We start from the raw sequence: 17,521 nt of genomic DNA on the forward strand, positions 1-17,521 counted from the left end.
AGCCGCGTCTCCCCGGGATATTTTTGGCCAGATGAAGCAGGGGATCCGCACTTTGTCTGGCCGAAAACACCACGGAGCGAAGGGTGGAGCCGTGTTGAAGGGTTCTACGTGTTCAAAGCGTCCAGTATGCGCGCCCAGGAGCGAATGCCCTTGTGGAAGCTTTTGACGTCGTATTTTTCGTTTGGTGAGTGGATGGCGTCGTCGTCATTGGCGTAGCCGACCAGCATGGAATCCAGACCCAGCACAGTGTCGAAGTAGCCGACCACCGGAATGGAGCCGCCCATGCCGGTAAAAACGGCTTCGCGGTCCCACTCGTCGGACAAGGCACCACGGGCGGCTTCGAATTCGGGTCGGTTCAGGTTCATGACCGAGGCCGGGGATCCTTCGAGATCGTTGTCCCACTCGACTGTGGCGTCAGACGACAGGCGGTTTTCGACATGTTTGCGGATCTTGTCGCGCAGCTTGTCCGGGTCCATGTCGCCGACCAGTCGGCAAGTGATCTTGCAGTGCGCCAGCGACGGGATCACCGTTTTCGACCCCGCACCGTTATATCCGCCCCAAAGCCCGTTTACCTCGAGGGTGGGGCGCGCCCATTGCTGTTCCAAAGTGGAATAGCCTTTTTCGCCATGGGGTTGGGTGTAACCGACAGAGTTCAGGTAATCCGCCTCGTCGAAGCCGCAGTTTTCCCATTGCTTCAACTGCTCGGCCGGAACTTCATGCACGCCCTCGTAAAAGCCTTCGACGGCGACTCGTCCGGTTTCCTCATCGTAGAACGAAGCAACGATGCGCGACAATTCCCGCAGCGGGTTCAGGCCGGGGCCGCCATAGTGGCCGGAATGCAGATCAATGCGCGGGCCCTGGATGGTGAATTCGTCTTTGAGCATTCCGCGCAATTGCGCGGCAATCGACGGCACGCCGCGTGACACCATGGAAGTGTCGCAGACCAGAGCCAGATCCGCTTTCAATTCCTCAGCGTTTTCTTTCAGAAACGGCACCAACGAAGGCGAGCCCGATTCCTCTTCTCCTTCAAAGAAAAAGGTGATGCGACAGGGCAATTTTCCGTGAACGGCTTTCCAGGCGCGGCAGGCTTCGACAAAGGTCATCAGTTGGCCCTTGTCGTCTGACGATCCGCGCCCGCGGATGACCTGTCCGTTTGGGGTGTCTTCCAGCGCCGGATCGAACGGATCGCGGTTCCACAGTTCCAGCGGGTCGACGGGTTGAACGTCATAGTGGCCGTAAAACAGCAGATGGGGCCCGTCACCGTCCTCTCCGACATGGCCCACGACCATGGGATGACCGGGCGTGACGCGCTTTTCGGCTGTTATGCCAATGCTTTGCAGGTCGGCCACCAGCCAGTCGGCAGCTTCATCGACCTTTTCGTTGAAAGCAGGATCGGTGGAGATCGAGGGAATGCGCAGAAACTCCATCAGGCGGTCGATGGAAGTGGTAAGATCGCTGTCGATCTTACTCAGTACAGCGTCTAGCGACATGGGAAGACTCCTGAAAGTGTGGTAATCTGGGGCGAACCTATCAGGGTCTGCGATGCCGTCCAGCCCGATCATGCCAAAGCCCATGTGCAATTCGCGGGCCGGGGCTGCGTCGTTTCCCCACGTCTGAGTGCCGTAACTTCACTTGTCTGGGTGCAAGCAAAGAGATATTTGATGCAAATCAATGATGCGCGCTTTTCAGGGACATAGAAAGCAGACCCAGAGGAACGCAAGGTCGCCTGCGGGTGCGAACCCGCGAGATGCGACGAAAAAGGCGCCCGGCTGCCGCGAACAGAGGTCGGGCAATCAAGGAGGGTCCGTTGGACTACACTGCTCAGCTCGATACAGCGATTGCCAGGCTGCATGAAGAAGGACGTTACCGGACCTTTATCGATATCGAACGTCGCAACGGCCATTTCCCGCATGCTGTGCGCACTTGCCCGGACGGGTCACAGCAGAACATCACCGTGTGGTGTGGCAACGACTATTTGGGTATGGGGCAGAACCCTGTTGTTCTGAATGCCATGCACGAAGCCGTGGATGCTGCGGGTGCGGGCTCGGGGGGTACGCGCAATATCTCGGGCACCACCGTCTATCACAAACGGCTTGAGGCTGAATTGGCCGACCTGCACGGCAAAGAAGCGGCGCTGCTGTTCACCAGCGCCTATATCGCCAATGACGCGACGCTGAGTACACTGCCGAAACTGTTCCCCGGTCTGATCATTTATTCCGACGCGCTGAACCATGCCTCGATGATCGAAGGCGTGCGCCGCAACGGTGGCGCGAAGCGCATTTTCCGTCACAATGACGTTGAGCACCTGCGAGAGCTGCTGGAGGCCGACGATCCGGCCGCGCCCAAGCTGATCGCGTTCGAGTCGATCTATTCGATGGATGGCGACTTTGGCCCGATCGAAGAAATCTGTGATCTTGCCGACGAATTCGGCGCACTGACTTATATCGACGAGGTTCATGCGGTCGGTATGTACGGCCCGCGCGGCGGTGGTGTGACAGAGCGTGACCGACTGGCTCATCGCATCGACATCATCAACGGTACGCTTGCCAAGGCCTACGGCGTGATGGGTGGCTATATCGCCGCCAGTGCAAAAATGTGTGACGCCGTGCGCTCTTATGCGCCGGGTTTCATCTTCACCACGTCGCTGCCGCCAGCCGTTGCAGCAGGGGCGGCGGCCTCTGTGGCATACCTGAAAACTGCGCCTGAGCTGCGGGAACAGCACCAGACCCAAGCCAGGATCCTCAAGCTGCGTCTCAAAGGCATGGGCCTGCCACTGATCGATCATGGCAGCCACATTGTACCAGTGATCGTTGGCAACCCGGTACATACAAAGAAGCTGAGCGATATGCTGCTGGATGACTACGGCATCTATGTTCAGCCGATCAATTTCCCGACTGTCCCACGCGGAACCGAGCGTTTGAGGTTCACTCCGTCGCCAGTGCATGGGCCTGACGAAATGAACCGACTGGTGCAAGCGATGGACGAACTTTGGTCACATTGTGCGCTAAATCGCGCCGAACTTGTCGGATAACCTCACGCCAAAGTGTGCAACTCGCTTGTCGCGTGTTAAGCTTACGTCAATAAAAGCACCGGACGAATCATTGTGAGTATGATTCGCCGATGGCGTGTAAGACGCGGCAGGCAGAATGGGGCAGCAGGAATGATTGGGCGCAGATCACAGCGCGATTCCGAAGAAGACACTGACGTCAGACCCAAGGGTTTTGACGATTACGAGGTACGGCTTGGCGATGTAATGCGCGGTGAGCGCGCAACCATGGGGAAATCGCTGCTGGATGTTCAGCGCGAACTTAGGATCAAAGCCAACTACATCGCTGCCATCGAAAATGCCGATCCCGACGCATTTGATACACCCGGCTTCATTGCCGGGTATGTGCGTTCTTATGCCCGCTACCTGGGGATGAACCCGGACGAGACGTTCGCGACCTTCTGCGAAGAAAGCGGTTTCGAAGTTGCCCATGGCATGTCGGCCCAGGCGTCGGTCGTACGCAAAAGCGCCGGAGGCCTGCCCGCACGCGGTTCCATGGGGCACGACCCCTTCACTTCTCCGAACACCCCCTTCGTCCCCGGAAAGGAATCCTTCCTCAGCCAGATTGACCCGCGTGCGATTGGGTCGTCGCTGGTGTTGCTGGCGGTGATCGGCGGGATCGGCTATGGCGGTTGGTCCGTCCTGAACCGCATTCAGCAGGTTCAGGTCAGCCCGGTCGAACAGGCCCCGGTTGTTCTGACGGATCTCGACCCATTGGATGCAGCCCGCACCCAGACGGAAGAGATCGAGAGCGCCAGCGCGGACACCCCAAGCGCAGAGGCTCTGGATCGTCTCTACCGACCACAGGCGCTGGACGTGCCGGTTCTCGTGGCCCGCGACGCACCGATTTCTACTCTGGACCCCCGAACCGTCGGAACCTTCCGTCCTCCGGAACCGCCCAAGGTAGAAGTGGCCGAGGTTCACACGGTTGAGCGCCCCGCTTTGCCGCAGGTGGTGGAAAAGATCGACACCACCCTGAAAATCGTAGCCGTAAGCCCAGCCTGGATGCGCGTTACCGCAGCAGATGGCAGCGTTATTTTCGAAGGCACACTGGGTACGGTCGAGCAGGGCAGCGTTTTCGAAGTACCCCTGACGGAAGAACCGCCGCAACTACGGGCGGGCGCCTCGGGATCTGTCTATTTCTCGATGAACGGCGAGCATTATGGCCCGGCCGGCGCACCCGGTACCGTGGCCAAAGGGGTCGTCCTGTCCAAGGATGCCGTGTCCGAGGCCTATGCCGTTGCCGATCTTGAAGCCGAGCAGAACAGTGCCCTCAAGCAATTGGTGGCCGAGTTGCAGACACAGGCGACAGAAGAGCCCGCCGAGTGATCTAGCCATTGCGGTGAACCGGCTGCCGAACTATCTACTGACGCAACCTTGGTAGACGCGGGTCCATCCTCATGTCCCTCAATCACGTGCGCCCCTGGCGCGACATCTATCGCCGTAAATCGCGCCAGATCATGGTCGGGAACGTGCCCGTCGGGGGTGATGCGCCTATCGCGGTTCAGACCATGACCAATACCCTGACCACCGATGTGGCCGCAACTGTGGCTCAGGTTCAGGCGGCTGCTGAGGCAGGTGCAGATATTGTGCGGGTTTCGGTACCGGACGAGGCGTCTGCCAAAGCTCTGAAAGAGATTGTACGCGAAAGCCCGGTGCCCATCGTGGCGGATATCCATTTCCACTATCGCCGCGGGATCGAAGCCGCCGAGGCCGGGGCCGCTTGTCTGCGGATCAATCCCGGCAATATCGGTGATGAAACCCGAGTGAAAGAGGTCATTCAGGCCGCCCGCGACCACAATTGCTCGATCCGGATCGGCGTGAATGCAGGCAGTCTGGAAAAGCATCTGCTTGAGAAATATGGCGAACCCTGTCCCGAAGCGATGGTCGAAAGCGGGCTGGAACACATCCGTATCCTTGAAGACAACGACTTTCACAACTTCAAGATCAGTGTCAAAGCCAGCGACGTTTTCCTGTCGGCGGCAGCTTATCAGGGCATTGCCGAAGCAACGGATGCGCCGATCCATCTCGGTATCACCGAAGCGGGTGGGCTGGTATCAGGGACCATCAAGTCGGCCATCGGTCTGGGAAACCTGCTGTGGATGGGCATCGGCGACACGATCCGCGTCAGCCTGTCGGCCGATCCGGTGGAAGAGGTGAAGGTCGGGTTCGAGATCCTGAAATCTCTGGGCCTGCGCCATCGTGGTGTGAACATCATTTCGTGCCCGTCCTGCGCGCGGCAGGGGTTCGATGTAATCAAGACGGTCGAGACTCTGGAACACCGGCTTGAACACATCAAGACGCCGATGAGCCTGTCGATCATCGGGTGCGTGGTCAACGGACCGGGTGAGGCGCTGATGACCGATGTCGGCTTTACCGGCGGCGGAGCCGGAGCCGGCATGGTCTACCTGGCCGGAAAGGCCAGCCACAAGATGTCGAACGACCAGATGATCGACCACATTGTGGAACAGGTCGAGAAAAAGGCGGCGGAGTTGGATGCTGCGGCAGAGGCGGCGGAATAAGCCCGCGGCCTGATTAGGCAATTTGCAGGTAACTCGCTTGCGCATGTAGTGTCTGAAATGCGCCTCACCTTGCTCTTAGGCCTCGCCTGATGCAAACTTGAATGCGGAGGAGGGATGTCCGTTTCAGCGCTGTGTCTGTTGGAAAACAGAGCAGCACGGACCCGTGCATTGGTAGGAGTGTGTCATGACATCCAAGACTGCAGGCCCCACACCACCGAACAATGTGACGCCGCAACAGCCGGCCATGCCCAAGATCAACAAGTTAACCGCAGGTGATATCTCCTCGTCGCTGAAGGCGGGGTTTTCCGACTTTCTGGCGCGCCCCTTCATGAGCGGCTTTTTCGGATTGTTTTATGCAGTCTTTGGAATCCTGTTTGTTTGGGCGCTGGCCTGGCTCGGCAAGATCTGGATGATCATTCCCGCCATCATAGGCTTTCCTTTGGTCGCGCCATTCGCCGCTGCCGGGCTTTATGAAATGTCCCGCCGTTTGCAGAAGGGAGAAAGCTTCGGCTGGTCTGACATCCTCACCGTCATGGCAAATCAACGCAAGCGCGAATTGGGTTGGATGGCCTTTGTCACTCTGTTCATTTTCTGGGTGTGGATATATCAGGTTCGGCTTTGGCTGGCGATCATCCTTCAGAATGCATCCTTCTCGGATTTTGACGGATTTTTGCACACAGTCTTCTTCACACCGCAGGGCTGGACCTTCCTTGCCATTGGCACCTGCGTAGGCGCATTTTTGTCGGCTGTGTTGTTCTCTGTGACGGTCGTTGCCATGCCCATGCTGCTTGACCGGGAAACCAACTTCGTTTCCGCCATGCTTACGTCCATTCGTGTGGTCACGGAAAACCCGGTAGTCATGCTCAGCTGGGCGGCGATCATCTCGGTCACTATGCTGTTGTCGCTGGTGCCGGCATTTCTGGGGCTGATCTTCACCCTGCCGATCCTCGGCCATACCACATGGCACCTCTATCAGCGTGCCGTGCAACCCTTGGAAGGGTGATCAATCCCGCCAACGGCGGATCAACTGCGAGCTTTTTTCGTCCGCAGGGAAGTAAAGTTCAATTTTCAGGCCGTGGCGGAGCAATCCTCGCCTGTACCGAGTTAAGGGATGGAAGGCGAAGGGCGGTCACACCGCCCTATGGCCAATCAACCCTGTTCAGCCCGCACGCCATCGGCAATCTGTTGCATCTGGTCGGCGGGCAGGAAGCCACGCAGCATTTCAGTGCCCAGAACAAAGGACGGCGTACCGGAGATCCGCATCCTCTGAGCCAGGGCACGGGTCTGGGCAATTTCTTCTGTAACCGCATCGCTGTCCATGGCTGCAAGGATTGCGTCACTGTCCAGCCCCAGCCCGTCCGAGATGCGGCGCAAGGTGACGTCCGTCGGCTCGCCAGTAAATTCCAGCAGCGCGTCGTGGACCTGCTTGTAGGCATCATCCCCGGCGACCTGCTTGGTCGCAATGGCAAAACGCGAGGACAGGACCGAAGCGTCGCCCAAAATCGGGAACTCCTTGATCACCAGACGGATATTGCCGTCTTCGGCCAGCAAGCTGGCCACTTCTGGCACTGCGCGACGGCAATAGCCGCAACGGTAGTCCATGAACTCGACCAAGGTGATGTCGCCATCGGGGTTACCGCCAACCCAGCTATAGCCATCATTGAAGAGTTCATCAGCGTTCTCCGCGACCAATTGCTGATCGGCTTGCGCCTCGGCTGCTGCATTGCGCTGTTCCAATATGTTGATCGCTTCGATGATCACTTCGGGGTTTTCCAGCAGGTACTCGCGCACCTGAGCGCCGAATTCAGCCTTTTCGGCATCGCTCATTGCGTTCAGGTCCAGCGCCTGAGCGGGGCCGGTGATCAGCGAAAGCCCCAACAGGGCGGGGGCTGCGTGTCTGAGGATCATTTCCGTTTCCTTTTCTTTTTTGCTCGCTCCGAGGCGATCAGCACATCCTGTGCCCTCTGCCACCCCGGAGAGCCTTCGGGCAATTGCCCGACGGCGCGTCTTGCGTGAATCCCTGCATCGGCCAGACGGCCTTGCAAAGCATATCTTTCTGCGGTGACGGCCGAGGCCATCCCATTGTTGCCCACCTGCGCATAGGCAGAACCCAGGTCGCGCATCAGTCGGGCATTCCGGTAGTCTCTTGCGCGCGCTTTTTCAAGCACTTGCAGGGCTTTGTTCGTCTGTCCGTCGACCAGCAGCGCGCGCCCATACCCCGCCAGGATAAGCGCGTCGTTCGGCGCCATCTCGACAGCCTTTCCATACGCGACAATTGCCTCTTTCAAACGGCGGTTCTCCAACAGGATCTGACCTTTCAGTTCATAGTAGAACGGATCGTCAGGCCGAATAGCCAGAGCTTCGTCAATTGCGGCGCGCGAGCGTGCCAGGTCGCGGTTCTGATGATGGGCCGAAGCCTCACGCATCAGTCGGATGTCACGGTGATCTTCCTCGGCCGCGCGGCGCAATGTCCATCCGGGCGCGCGCAAAAACGCCGACAGCTTGCCTTTGACACGCGCAAACCAATAGTCGGCGCGCGCATTCTGTTTGGCCTGATCGCCGAATTCGTCCAAAAATGCCTCGGCAGCGCGCAAGCGCTCCCGGCTGGTCGGGTGCGAGCGCATATACGGGTCTTGATTGGCCTCGCTCAGCAATTCCTGACCGGCGAATTTTCGGTGCAGATTGACCATGCCCCGGGGCGAAATGCCCGCCCATCGCAAATAGCTGGCAGCGCTACGGTCAGCCGATGCTTCCTCGGCCCGCGTATGACCCAGAAAACTGCGCAGGGCAGAGGCTGACGTGCCCGCGGCAATACCGGCGGCAGCCTCACCGCCGCCGGCAGCAGCGGCGATCAGGGCCAATGCTGTGCCCAACTGAGCGTTGCGTTGGGCGGCCCGCAGGTTTTCCGCCCGCCGGGCCAGATGACCATTGGCGATATGGGCCGCCTCGTGGGCGATGACAGCCTGCAACATTTCAGGTGTGTCGACGGTCAGGATCAGCCCGTAGTTCAAATAGATCGTGTTGTAGTCGATCACGAAGGCATTAAACGTGCTGTCATTGACAACAAGCACGCGCACCCGGTTGGTGTTCAGCCCCGCCGCCCGCAGTACGGGAAACGCCAGCTCTCGCAGCCCATGTTCGATGTCGGGGTCCCGGATCAGGCTTTGCGCTTGGGCTTGCACGGCGCTGCCGAGCCACGTCACTGCAACCAGCATTAGGGCTGGGATTGACGCCAGCCTTGATACGCGTTCAAAAGCCATGCCAGCAACATGGGAGATGGGCATGAGAAACTCAACCCGGTCCGGCGTCGATCCCTTCATCGTGATGGACGTGATGGAGGCCGCGCGCAAAGCCGAAGAAGCCGGGCGTCACATCATCCATATGGAAGTCGGCCAACCCGGAACCGGCGCGCCCAGGGGCGCAGTCCAGGCCCTGGCACAGGAGATGGAGCAAGGCCCGCTGGGTTATACTGTTGCCCTGGGTCTCCCCGCGTTGCGGCAACGAATCGCACGGCTTTATGGTGAGTGGTATGACGTCGATCTGAACCCCGAGAGGGTCGTGATCACGCCCGGCTCATCCGGCGGGTTCTTGCTGACCTTCACGGCGTTGTTCGACAGTGGTGATCGTGTTGGTATCGGCGCACCGGGCTACCCTTCGTACCGACAGATCCTCAGGGCGCTTGGGCTTGAACCTGTTGATCTGCCGACGGCTCCTGAAAACCGCCTGCAGCCGGTTCCGGCGGATTTCGCGGGGCTTGATTTACAGGGGCTCATGGTTGCCTCGCCCGCCAATCCAACCGGCACAATGTTGGATCACAAGGCGATGGGGGCACTTATCGAGGCCGCACACGGGCAGGGGGCGTCATTTATCAGCGACGAGATTTACCATGGCCTTGAATACGAGGCCAAGGCGGTGACGGCGCTTGAACTGACGGACGAGTGCTACGTGATCAACTCGTTCTCGAAATACTTCTCGATGACCGGTTGGCGTGTTGGCTGGATGGTTGTGCCCGAAGATCAGGTGCGTGTCGTGGAACGGATTGCCCAGAACATGTTCATCTGTGCGCCTCACGCCAGTCAGGTGGCAGCTTTGGCGGCGATGGACTGCGAAGACGAATTACAGGCCAATCTGGATGTCTACCGCAAGAATCGTTCTCTGATGTTGCAAGGGCTGCCGAAGGCTGGGTTTACCAGTATCGCGCCGCCGGATGGGGCGTTCTATGTTTACGCCGACGTGTCCGACCTGACGGATGACAGCCGTGCCTTTGCCTCTGAAATACTCGAAAACGCGGGCGTCGCTGTCACACCCGGTTTGGATTTCGATCCCCAGCGCGGCCACACAACCCTGCGCTTTTCTTATGCCCGCGCAACAGCGGATATCGAAGAGGGGTTGGAAAGGCTGCGCTTGTTCATGGCCGAACGGGGCGCAATCAAGGAACAGGTCTGAGGCGTTCACAAACTTAGCTGCGTGCTATAGTCTCGGGCGCAAACGATCTCGGGAAAACTTGAGGCTATGAGCAGGCTTCTCTTCACACTCGCGCTGATCTGGGCGCTTTCCGGTGCTGCCGTCGCGCACGATTTCAGTGCTTTGGCGCGCATACTTCCGGATCAGAGCCGTATTACGGACGACGGTCGCTCGGGCGTGCGGGTTGATCTTGGCCTCAGCCAAGGAGTGCCTTACCGGGTTTTCACTCTGCGCGATCCATACAGAATGGTGCTGGATTTTCAGGAAGTTGACTGGACCGGGCTGGAACACGAAACCTTTTTGCAGTCGACCCGTATCAGCGGGGTCCAGTTCGGATCTTACGTGCCCGGTTGGTCCCGGTTGGTATTGGAACTGGGTGCGCCGTTGGCAGTCGAGACGGCAGATATGCGCATCGAAACCGCTACGGGCACAGCGCGTTTGTCGCTGACCCTGAAGGGCACGGACTTTGACACATTTGCCGAAAGCGCAGGTGCCCCGCGTCAACCGGGTTGGGATTTGCCTGAACCAGCAGTAACTCCTTCGGCCCCGCGGCAGGACGGGTTGCGACCGTTGCGCGTAATGTTGGATCCCGGACATGGCGGTATCGATCCGGGGGCCGAAGTGCCTGGGGCCAACGAGAAAACCCTGATGATGACTTTCGCTCGGGTACTGCGCGAAAGGCTGCTGCGTGCCGGCGGTTACGAAGTCGTGCTGACGCGAACGGATGATAGGTTCGTGTCATTGGAACGCCGCATCGCTCTGGCACACCGGGCAGGGGCCGACGTTTTCATTTCGCTTCACGCGGATTCTCTGTCAGAAGGACGGGCCCACGGTGCCGCAGTTTACACCTTATCGGACGAAGCCTCGGACGTTGCCAGCTTGAAACTGTCCGAGCGTCACGATCGCGGCGATCTGATCGCCGGTATCGACCTGAGCGGTTCGGATGATCAGGTCGCGGATGTCCTGCTGGATTTGGCCCGTCAGGAAACCAAACCGCGCACCGATGCGTTGGCTGCGGCCCTGGCAAAAGGGATGGCGCAGCAGGGTGGGCCGATGAACCGTCGCCCGCTTCGGACGGCCTCCTTTTCCGTGCTCAAGGCGGCGGATATCCCCTCGGTTCTTGTCGAGCTTGGGTTTCTTTCCAGCCCGAGAGACCTTGAGAACATCCAAAACCCCAAATGGCGCGAAGGTATGGCGCAGGGGATTTTCGAGGGGCTTGAGCAGTGGCGGCAGGATGATTTGATCAACCAGTCTTTGATTGGTCAGTGACCCTGCGGCGCAAAACGGCTAATATGGGCCGAGGTGTTTTGACCCGGCGGAGGTGCGCCCCTATATAGGCGGCACCGCGAATAAAAGGCAGTAACGTGATCCGGTTCATTCTTTCGTTTTTCGGGGCGATATTCAGCCTCGTGACCTTGGGTATTTTCATGGCGGCCCTCACTGTGGGTGCTGTGTTTTGGATGTACGGGCGCGATCTGCCCAGCCACGAGTCGTTGGCGCAGTACAAGCCGCCGACAATCAGCCGTATTTACTCGGGCGAAGGACAACTGATCGACGAGTTTGCACAGGAACGTCGGCTATTCACGCCGTCCGAGGAAATCCCGGATCTGGTGAAGCAGGCTTTCATTTCCGCTGAAGACAAGAATTTCTATACGCATCAAGGCTATGACCCGCGCGGCATCATCGCGGCGGGTGTCGAGGCAGTGAAATCCAAGGGTGAAAACGTCCGCGGCGCGTCCACCATCACACAGCAAGTGATGAAGAACTTCCTGCTGTCGGGTGATCGCCGCGCCGAACGTAAGATCAAGGAGATCATCCTTGCTACCCGGCTTGAGGATACGTTGGACAAGGAGCAGATCCTCGAGCTCTATATGAACGAGATCTTTCTGGGCCAGAACTCCTACGGGGTGACTGCGGCTGCGCAGACGTACTTCAACAAAACCTTGCAGGAACTTGCCCCGCATGAGGCCGCGATGCTGGCTGCGATGCCGAAAGCACCGTCGGACTACCACCCTGTCCGGCAAAAGGAGCGCCTGCTGGCCCGCCGCAACTACGTGCTGCGCGAGATGCGGCAGAACGGCTATATCGATCAGGCGACCTATGAGACCGAGGTCGAAATGCCTCTGCGTTCGGTCCAGAACGGAGATTTCGAAAGTTTCCGCACTGCGCTGCCGCCACGCGACTACTTCACCGACGAAATTCGCCGTCAGCTGAGCGAAGATTTTGGCGAGGGTGAGTTCTTTACCGGTGGTTTCACCGTCCGCGCCTCGGTGGACGAAGAGATGCAGGTCGAGGCGGCCCGTGCGCTGCGTGAGGCGTTGCAGAAATACGACCGTTCGCGCGGAAAGTGGCGCGGTACAGGTGAGGTGATACCGGAAGAAAAACTCGCGGATGAAACCCAGTGGCGTGAGGCTCTGGCCATAATGGAAATCCCGCGTGATGTTGTGCTGCCGACGCGATGGTACCCGGCGGTGGTCCTCAGCGTTGCGGATCAGCAACTGACCGTTGGGGTCGAGGACGGCCCCGCCGATGGCATCATCCCGCGCTCCGACATCAATTGGATGCAGGGCGATTTTGCGGCCAACTTCAAACGCGGCGACGTCATTCTGGTCATGGCCGCGGAAGAGGGGCAATGGTCCGCGCGTCAAGTGCCCGAAGTGCAGGGCGGGTTCGTTGCGATGGACGTGAACTCAGGTCGCGTTCTGGCGATGCAAGGTGGATTTTCCTATCAGGACTCGGTGTTCAACCGCGCTACGCAAGCGCAGCGCCAGCCGGGCTCGAGCTTCAAGCCCTTCGTCTATGCGGCGGCGCTGGACAGTGGTTACAGCCCCGCGACCATCGTCGTCGACGCCCCGATCGAGGTAAATACCCCACAGGGACTTTGGCGACCCAAGAATTCGACGAACAAATTCTACGGACCCACGCCGTTGCGCACCGGGATCGAACAGTCGCGGAACCTGATGACCATCCGTCTGGCGCAGGAAGTCACCATGCCGGTTGTCGCAGGTTATGCCGAGCGCTTTGGTGTCTATGATCACATGGGCGCGTTCCTGGCCAACTCTCTGGGGTCCGAGGAGACGACGTTATACAAAATGGTCGCCGCCTATGCGATGTTCGCGAATGGCGGAGAACGGGTTGAGCCCACTCTGGTCGACCGTATTCAGGACCGCTTTGGCAAGACAATCTATCGCCATGACGACCGCCAGTGTCTGGATTGCAACTCCACCTGGATCGAACCGGACGAGTCCCCTCAGATCGTTACTGATCGCCATCAAGTCATGGATGCGATCACTGCCTACCAGCTGACATCGATGATGAAGGGGGTTGTGGATCGCGGCACTGCATCTCGCGTCGTTAACCTGCCGGTGCCCACTGCGGGAAAGACCGGCACGACGAACGAATCGAAAGATGCGTGGTTCATTGGCTTCACTTCGAACATCGTGGCAGGCTGCTATATCGGCTATGACCGTCCGCGCCCGATGGGGCGTGGTGCCTATGGCGGCACAATGTGCGGCCCCGTTTTCCAAAGCTTCATGGAAAAGGCCGTCGAGAAATATGGCGGCGGCCCCTTCGAAGTGCCGCCGGGCGGTCATTTTATCAAGATCGACCGTTTTAGCGGCGCCCGCCTGCCTGAAGACGCCACTGGCGAGTATGTTGTGGCGGAGTATTTCAGGGACGGTGTCGACGGCTTCATAGACCGTGTCTATGACGGTGGTTTCGCGATGGGTTCGGATTTGCCGTTGTTCGAAGAGGTCAGCAATTCCGGCCACCAGGTCACGACATCCACAGGTGACACGGTCACTGTTGGTCCCAACGCAAGCCAGGGCGATTTACAGGGCGGTGGGCTTTACTGATCAGCGATACGTAGCAGCAGGTGGAATAGGTCTGCCTCGCTGTCTTCCGTGATCGCTCCGGATGACCGCCAAGAGATCGACAAAGCACATTTTGCTGCGGCCCATTGTGAAAGACGTTCGATGGGGACGTTCAGTGCATTGGAGTACAGCACCAAGCACCGCTTGATCTGCTCCGGTCGGCGAACCAGATCCGGCATACCTTTGGGGTGACGAATTGCGTTAGCCAGTTCGAAAGCCGGGTCGCCGAAATATCCCTTTGCATCAATGATTTTCGGGCCGGCATCCGTCAGCATGACATTGTCGGGATGAAGATCGCCGTGTAACGCGGCCTGGCTTTTCTGACTTGCAAGCAACCTCTGCGCCAGAATAGTGGCTTGGTGCATATCCTGCGCCAGAATTGCGGGGCAGGTGCCTGCAAATACTGCCGTGAAAAGCGGCGTGAAAACCTCGTCTAACGGCTTCAACCCGGTCACATTGGTCCGAGGGTTTTTGTGAAGCCTGCGCGCTGTTTCGGCCAACAACTCAACCGCTCGGTCGGGCGCGCCGTTTCGCGCGACATCGCCGAGAGAAGGGCCGTCGATCCACTCCATGAGAACGGCGTTACTCTCTACGGCGATGACCTTGACGGCGCCGCGATCCCGCCAAGCGGTCAAAAGGCGCGTGCCCGGTGTTTCGTTGCCGCGATCATAGCGGCGATAGAGCTTGAGGGCCGCGAATGCGCCGTCAGCCATTGCAACTTTCCACACCCTTGCCTGCCCGGTATCGGCGACTTGCACGATGGGCGTCAAAGACCACCTTTTCATAATCTGATCCGGTATGGTCTGCATTCAGGTCCTGCCTGTCTTGTGGTGCCTCGCACCTCTTGCTATCACGCAGGCCTGATTGAGCAAGTTGGGACCTGACCATGCGCGCCGAAACCCAGAACATCGTGGCGGAAATCGAAAAGTCGCTGGAGCTGCTGGCGCAGCGCATGGACTATGAAACCGCACCGCATCGGCTTGAGGAATTCAACGCTCGCGTCGAGGACCCGAACCTGTGGGACAATCCTGAAAACGCCCAGAAACTCATGCGTGAGCGTCAGATGCTGGTGGATGCCATCGAGACCTATGAGTCGATCAAGACCGATCTGAGCGACAACATCGAGTTGATCGAGCTGGGCGAGATGGAGGAGGACGAAGAGGTCGTTCAGGATGCCGAAAATGCGATCAAAAAGCTTCAGTCCAAAGCCGCCAAGAAAGAGCTTGAGGCGCTGTTGGATGGCGAGGCGGATGGCAATGACACGTTCCTCGAAATCAACTCGGGCGCCGGGGGTACGGAAAGCTGCGACTGGGCCTCGATGCTGGCGCGGATGTATGTCCGTTGGGCTGAAAAAAAGGGCTATACGGTCGAGCTGCAATCCGAGACCGCAGGTGAAGAGGCGGGGATAAAATCCGCCGCCTACAAGATTTCCGGTCACAACGCCTATGGCTGGTTGAAATCGGAAAGCGGCGTGCACCGTCTGGTGCGGATCTCGCCCTTTGACTCGGCGGCCAAGCGACATACGTCGTTCAGCTCGGTCTGGGTCTATCCGGTGGTGGATGACAATATTGAAATCGACGTGAACCCGTCGGATATTCGTATTGATACCTACCGGTCTTCCGGCGCGGGTGGTCAGCACGTGAACACCACTGACTCAGCAGTCCGGATCACGCATATTCCAACCGGGATCGTTGTAACCTCGTCCGAGAAATCGCAGCACCAGAACCGCGATATCGCGATGAAGGCGCTGAAATCGCGCCTGTACCAGCAGGAGCTGGACCGCCGCAATGCCGATATAAACGCGGCCCACGAGGCCAAAGGGGACGCAGGCTGGGGCAACCAGATCCGGTCTTACGTTTTGCAGCCTTACCAGATGGTCAAGGACTTGCGAACCAATTATGAAACGTCTGATACCAAGGGTGTTCTCGACGGTGATCTGGACGGGTTCATGGCGGCAACGCTGGCCCTGGACGTGGCAGGAAAAAGCCGGTCAGAAGCACAGGGCGACGGGTAAGCTCTGAAAGGGGGCTCTGCCCCCGTCTCCGCAGGCGGAGACTCCCCCGGGATATTTTGGGCCAGATGAAGCGGATCCCGTTTGTCGCGGTGCACCGAGAAAAGATACATTCAAACAATGGGTTTAAATGGTTCGGGGCCTTGGCTAGGCTGATCCGCAAAAGCAAGGGCTTGTGCGAGTGGGAGCCAGATGGACCTGACCCGGATTTCTGCTGAACAACTGCTGGATGACCTGTCTTCCAGACGCGTCTCGTCGGCGGAAGTGATGCGTGCGACTCTGGACCGGATCGGTGCAGTGAATGGCCGTGTAAATGCCATCGTCGCGTTGCGCGATGAGGCCGATCTGCTGGCCGAGGCAGAAAAGCTGGATTCAGGCCCCAACCGCGGCCCGTTGCATGGATTGCCCATTGCGGTGAAAGATCTGGTCAACGTGGCCGGGATCGTGTCGTCTCAGGGCTCGCCCTTGTTTCGAGATCATTTACCACATGTCGACGATCTTCTGGCCGCGCGGTTGCGCGCGGCGGGTGCCATTCTGATCGGTAAGACCAACACCCCGGAATTTGGTTTGGGTTCGCACACGTTCAATCCGGTCTACGGGGCGACGCGCAACCCTTACGATCTTGCGTTGTCCTGCGGTGGGTCCTCGGGAGGATCAGCAGTGGCTCTTGCCACGGGCATGCTGGCTTTGGCCGACGGATCGGACATGATGGGCAGCCTGCGCAATCCGGCGGCCTGGAACAATGTTTACGGGTTCCGACCCACTTGGGGGAAAGTGCCCTCGGAACCCGTGGGGGACGGCTATTTGCATCAGTTGTCCACGCTGGGCCCCATGGCGCGCAGCCCTGCCGATATCGGTGTTCTGCTGGACGTGATGTCCGGCCCAGACCGACGCCAGCCGCATTCATTGCCGTACCAACCTGTATCACCGGTCCAAGCCACAGATCTTAAAGGGTTGCGAATTGGCTGGCTTGGGGATTGGGGCGGGGCGTTTCCATTCGAGGCCGGTATCCTCGAACTGTGTCAGCAGGCGTTGGATGTACTTTCGGATCTTGGCGCTGATGTCGAATTGTTGCCGCCCCCGTTTGATGCCGAGAGGATTTGGAACAGCTGGATCACCTTGCGATCATGGAGCGTTGCGGCAGGACTGCAACCTTTGGCCGACCGAAAAGCGTCAATGAAGGACACTGCGCAATGGGAGCTTGATCGGGGACTTGCATTGAGCGCGATGGAGATTCATCACGCCAGTGTCACACGGACCGAATGGTTCCGGCGCACGGATGCGTTGTTTCAGACGCATGATGTGCTGATCCTGCCGACCGCGCAGGTTTGGCCCTTTGAGATCGAGAGGGAGTACCCGACCGACATCGCGGGCACTGCAATGGACACCTATCACCGATGGATGCAGGTTGTGACACCCGTCAGCCTGCTGGGTCTGCCAAGCCTGTCGATGCCGGCGGGTTTTGGATCCGGCGGCCTGCCGATGGGGCTACAGATCTTTGGTCCGCGCGGGTCCGACGCGGATCTGTTGTCGATCGGTGAGACGTACCATGCGGCGACCGGATGGCCGCAGAAAAGACCGGCTGATTGAAACAGTCGATGGGGAG

At 58.9% G+C, this 17,521-nt stretch carries 13 protein-coding genes; 9 read left to right on the forward strand and 4 right to left on the reverse strand.

The annotated features are described in order from the left end of the window. Positions 1–104: 104 nt before the first annotated feature. Positions 105–1,490 (reverse strand): M20/M25/M40 family metallo-hydrolase, encoded by a 1,386-nt coding sequence (locus AC2TEL_RS09795; protein ID WP_480903467.1) that lies wholly within the window; start codon positions 1,488–1,490, stop codon positions 105–107. Positions 1,491–1,807: 317 nt separating this feature from the next. Here AC2TEL_RS09795 and hemA point away from each other — a divergent pair, with 317 nt between their 5' ends. The 4 genes from hemA to AC2TEL_RS09815 all read left to right on the forward strand — a co-directional run bounded on the left by hemA (position 1,808) and on the right by AC2TEL_RS09815 (position 6,571). Further along, complete coding sequence (gene hemA / locus AC2TEL_RS09800; RefSeq protein WP_480903470.1) at positions 1,808–3,031, forward strand: 5-aminolevulinate synthase; 1,224 nt, start codon at positions 1,808–1,810, stop codon at positions 3,029–3,031. 129 nt (positions 3,032–3,160) lie between these two features. After that, a complete protein-coding gene (locus AC2TEL_RS09805; RefSeq protein WP_480903473.1) occupies positions 3,161–4,375 on the forward strand; it encodes a helix-turn-helix domain-containing protein in 1,215 nt (404 codons plus the stop codon). A 71-nt stretch (positions 4,376–4,446) separates the two neighbouring features. Next, positions 4,447–5,568, forward strand: a complete 1,122-nt coding sequence (ispG, locus tag AC2TEL_RS09810) for a flavodoxin-dependent (E)-4-hydroxy-3-methylbut-2-enyl-diphosphate synthase (RefSeq protein ID WP_480843116.1) — start codon at positions 4,447–4,449, stop codon at positions 5,566–5,568. A 184-nt stretch (positions 5,569–5,752) separates the two neighbouring features. Continuing rightward, complete coding sequence (locus tag AC2TEL_RS09815; RefSeq protein WP_480903476.1) at positions 5,753–6,571, forward strand: DUF2189 domain-containing protein; 819 nt, start codon at positions 5,753–5,755, stop codon at positions 6,569–6,571. Positions 6,572–6,717: 146 nt separating this feature from the next. On the opposite strand, the gene AC2TEL_RS09820 is transcribed toward AC2TEL_RS09815, so the two are convergent. Both AC2TEL_RS09820 and AC2TEL_RS09825 read right to left on the reverse strand, forming a co-directional pair. Continuing rightward, a complete protein-coding gene (locus tag AC2TEL_RS09820; protein WP_480862053.1) occupies positions 6,718–7,476 on the reverse strand; it encodes a DsbA family protein in 759 nt (252 codons plus the stop codon). Next, positions 7,473–8,852 carry a M48 family metalloprotease gene (locus tag AC2TEL_RS09825; protein ID WP_480843113.1) on the reverse strand — a complete coding sequence of 460 codons (1,380 nt, stop codon included), beginning with the start codon at positions 8,850–8,852 and terminating at the stop codon, positions 7,473–7,475. The genes AC2TEL_RS09820 and AC2TEL_RS09825 overlap by 4 nt, the downstream gene beginning before the upstream one ends. Between AC2TEL_RS09825 and AC2TEL_RS09830 the strand changes: the two genes are divergently transcribed. The 3 genes from AC2TEL_RS09830 to AC2TEL_RS09840 all read left to right on the forward strand — a co-directional run bounded on the left by AC2TEL_RS09830 (position 8,851) and on the right by AC2TEL_RS09840 (position 13,886). After that, entirely contained in the window at positions 8,851–10,014 is a 1,164-nt protein-coding gene (locus tag AC2TEL_RS09830; protein WP_480903479.1) for a pyridoxal phosphate-dependent aminotransferase, read from the forward strand. The two genes, AC2TEL_RS09825 and AC2TEL_RS09830, sit on opposite strands and share 2 nt — an antisense overlap. Positions 10,015–10,080: 66 nt before the next feature. Continuing rightward, positions 10,081–11,301, forward strand: a complete 1,221-nt coding sequence (locus AC2TEL_RS09835) for an N-acetylmuramoyl-L-alanine amidase (protein WP_480903482.1) — start codon at positions 10,081–10,083, stop codon at positions 11,299–11,301. A 95-nt stretch (positions 11,302–11,396) separates the two neighbouring features. Beyond that, entirely contained in the window at positions 11,397–13,886 is a 2,490-nt protein-coding gene (locus AC2TEL_RS09840) for a penicillin-binding protein 1A (protein WP_480903485.1), read from the forward strand. Here AC2TEL_RS09840 and AC2TEL_RS09845 read toward each other — a convergent pair. Further along, positions 13,880–14,713 (reverse strand): aminoglycoside phosphotransferase family protein, encoded by an 834-nt coding sequence (locus AC2TEL_RS09845; protein ID WP_480903488.1) that lies wholly within the window; start codon positions 14,711–14,713, stop codon positions 13,880–13,882. The two genes, AC2TEL_RS09840 and AC2TEL_RS09845, sit on opposite strands and share 7 nt — an antisense overlap. A gap of 77 nt (positions 14,714–14,790) precedes the next feature. Between AC2TEL_RS09845 and prfB the strand changes: the two genes are divergently transcribed. Together prfB and AC2TEL_RS09855 are read left to right on the forward strand one after the other, a co-directional pair. Further along, a complete protein-coding gene (prfB, locus tag AC2TEL_RS09850) occupies positions 14,791–15,918 on the forward strand; it encodes a peptide chain release factor 2 (RefSeq protein WP_480903491.1) in 1,128 nt (375 codons plus the stop codon). Between the two features lie 189 nt (positions 15,919–16,107). Then, on the forward strand, positions 16,108–17,505 hold the full coding sequence (locus AC2TEL_RS09855) for an amidase (RefSeq protein ID WP_480903494.1): 1,398 nt from the start codon (positions 16,108–16,110) through the stop codon (positions 17,503–17,505). The last annotated feature ends 16 nt before the right edge of the window (positions 17,506–17,521 follow it).

This window comes from Ruegeria sp. HKCCD9138, assembly GCF_057220975.1.

Coding starts and splice junctions, on each gene's coding strand:
- AC2TEL_RS09795 (WP_480903467.1), bottom strand. CDS start 1,490: ATGTCGCTAGACGCTGTACTGAGTAAGATCGACAGCGATCTTACCACT.
- AC2TEL_RS09805 (WP_480903473.1), top strand. CDS start 3,161: ATGATTGGGCGCAGATCACAGCGCGATTCCGAAGAAGACACTGACGTC.
- ispG (WP_480843116.1), top strand. CDS start 4,447: ATGTCCCTCAATCACGTGCGCCCCTGGCGCGACATCTATCGCCGTAAA.
- AC2TEL_RS09815 (WP_480903476.1), top strand. CDS start 5,753: ATGACATCCAAGACTGCAGGCCCCACACCACCGAACAATGTGACGCCG.
- AC2TEL_RS09820 (WP_480862053.1), bottom strand. CDS start 7,476: ATGATCCTCAGACACGCAGCCCCCGCCCTGTTGGGGCTTTCGCTGATC.
- AC2TEL_RS09830 (WP_480903479.1), top strand. CDS start 8,851: ATGAGAAACTCAACCCGGTCCGGCGTCGATCCCTTCATCGTGATGGAC.
- AC2TEL_RS09825 (WP_480843113.1), bottom strand. CDS start 8,852: ATGCCCATCTCCCATGTTGCTGGCATGGCTTTTGAACGCGTATCAAGG.
- AC2TEL_RS09835 (WP_480903482.1), top strand. CDS start 10,081: ATGAGCAGGCTTCTCTTCACACTCGCGCTGATCTGGGCGCTTTCCGGT.
- AC2TEL_RS09845 (WP_480903488.1), bottom strand. CDS start 14,713: ATGCAGACCATACCGGATCAGATTATGAAAAGGTGGTCTTTGACGCCC.
- prfB (WP_480903491.1), top strand. CDS start 14,791: ATGCGCGCCGAAACCCAGAACATCGTGGCGGAAATCGAAAAGTCGCTG.
- AC2TEL_RS09855 (WP_480903494.1), top strand. CDS start 16,108: ATGGACCTGACCCGGATTTCTGCTGAACAACTGCTGGATGACCTGTCT.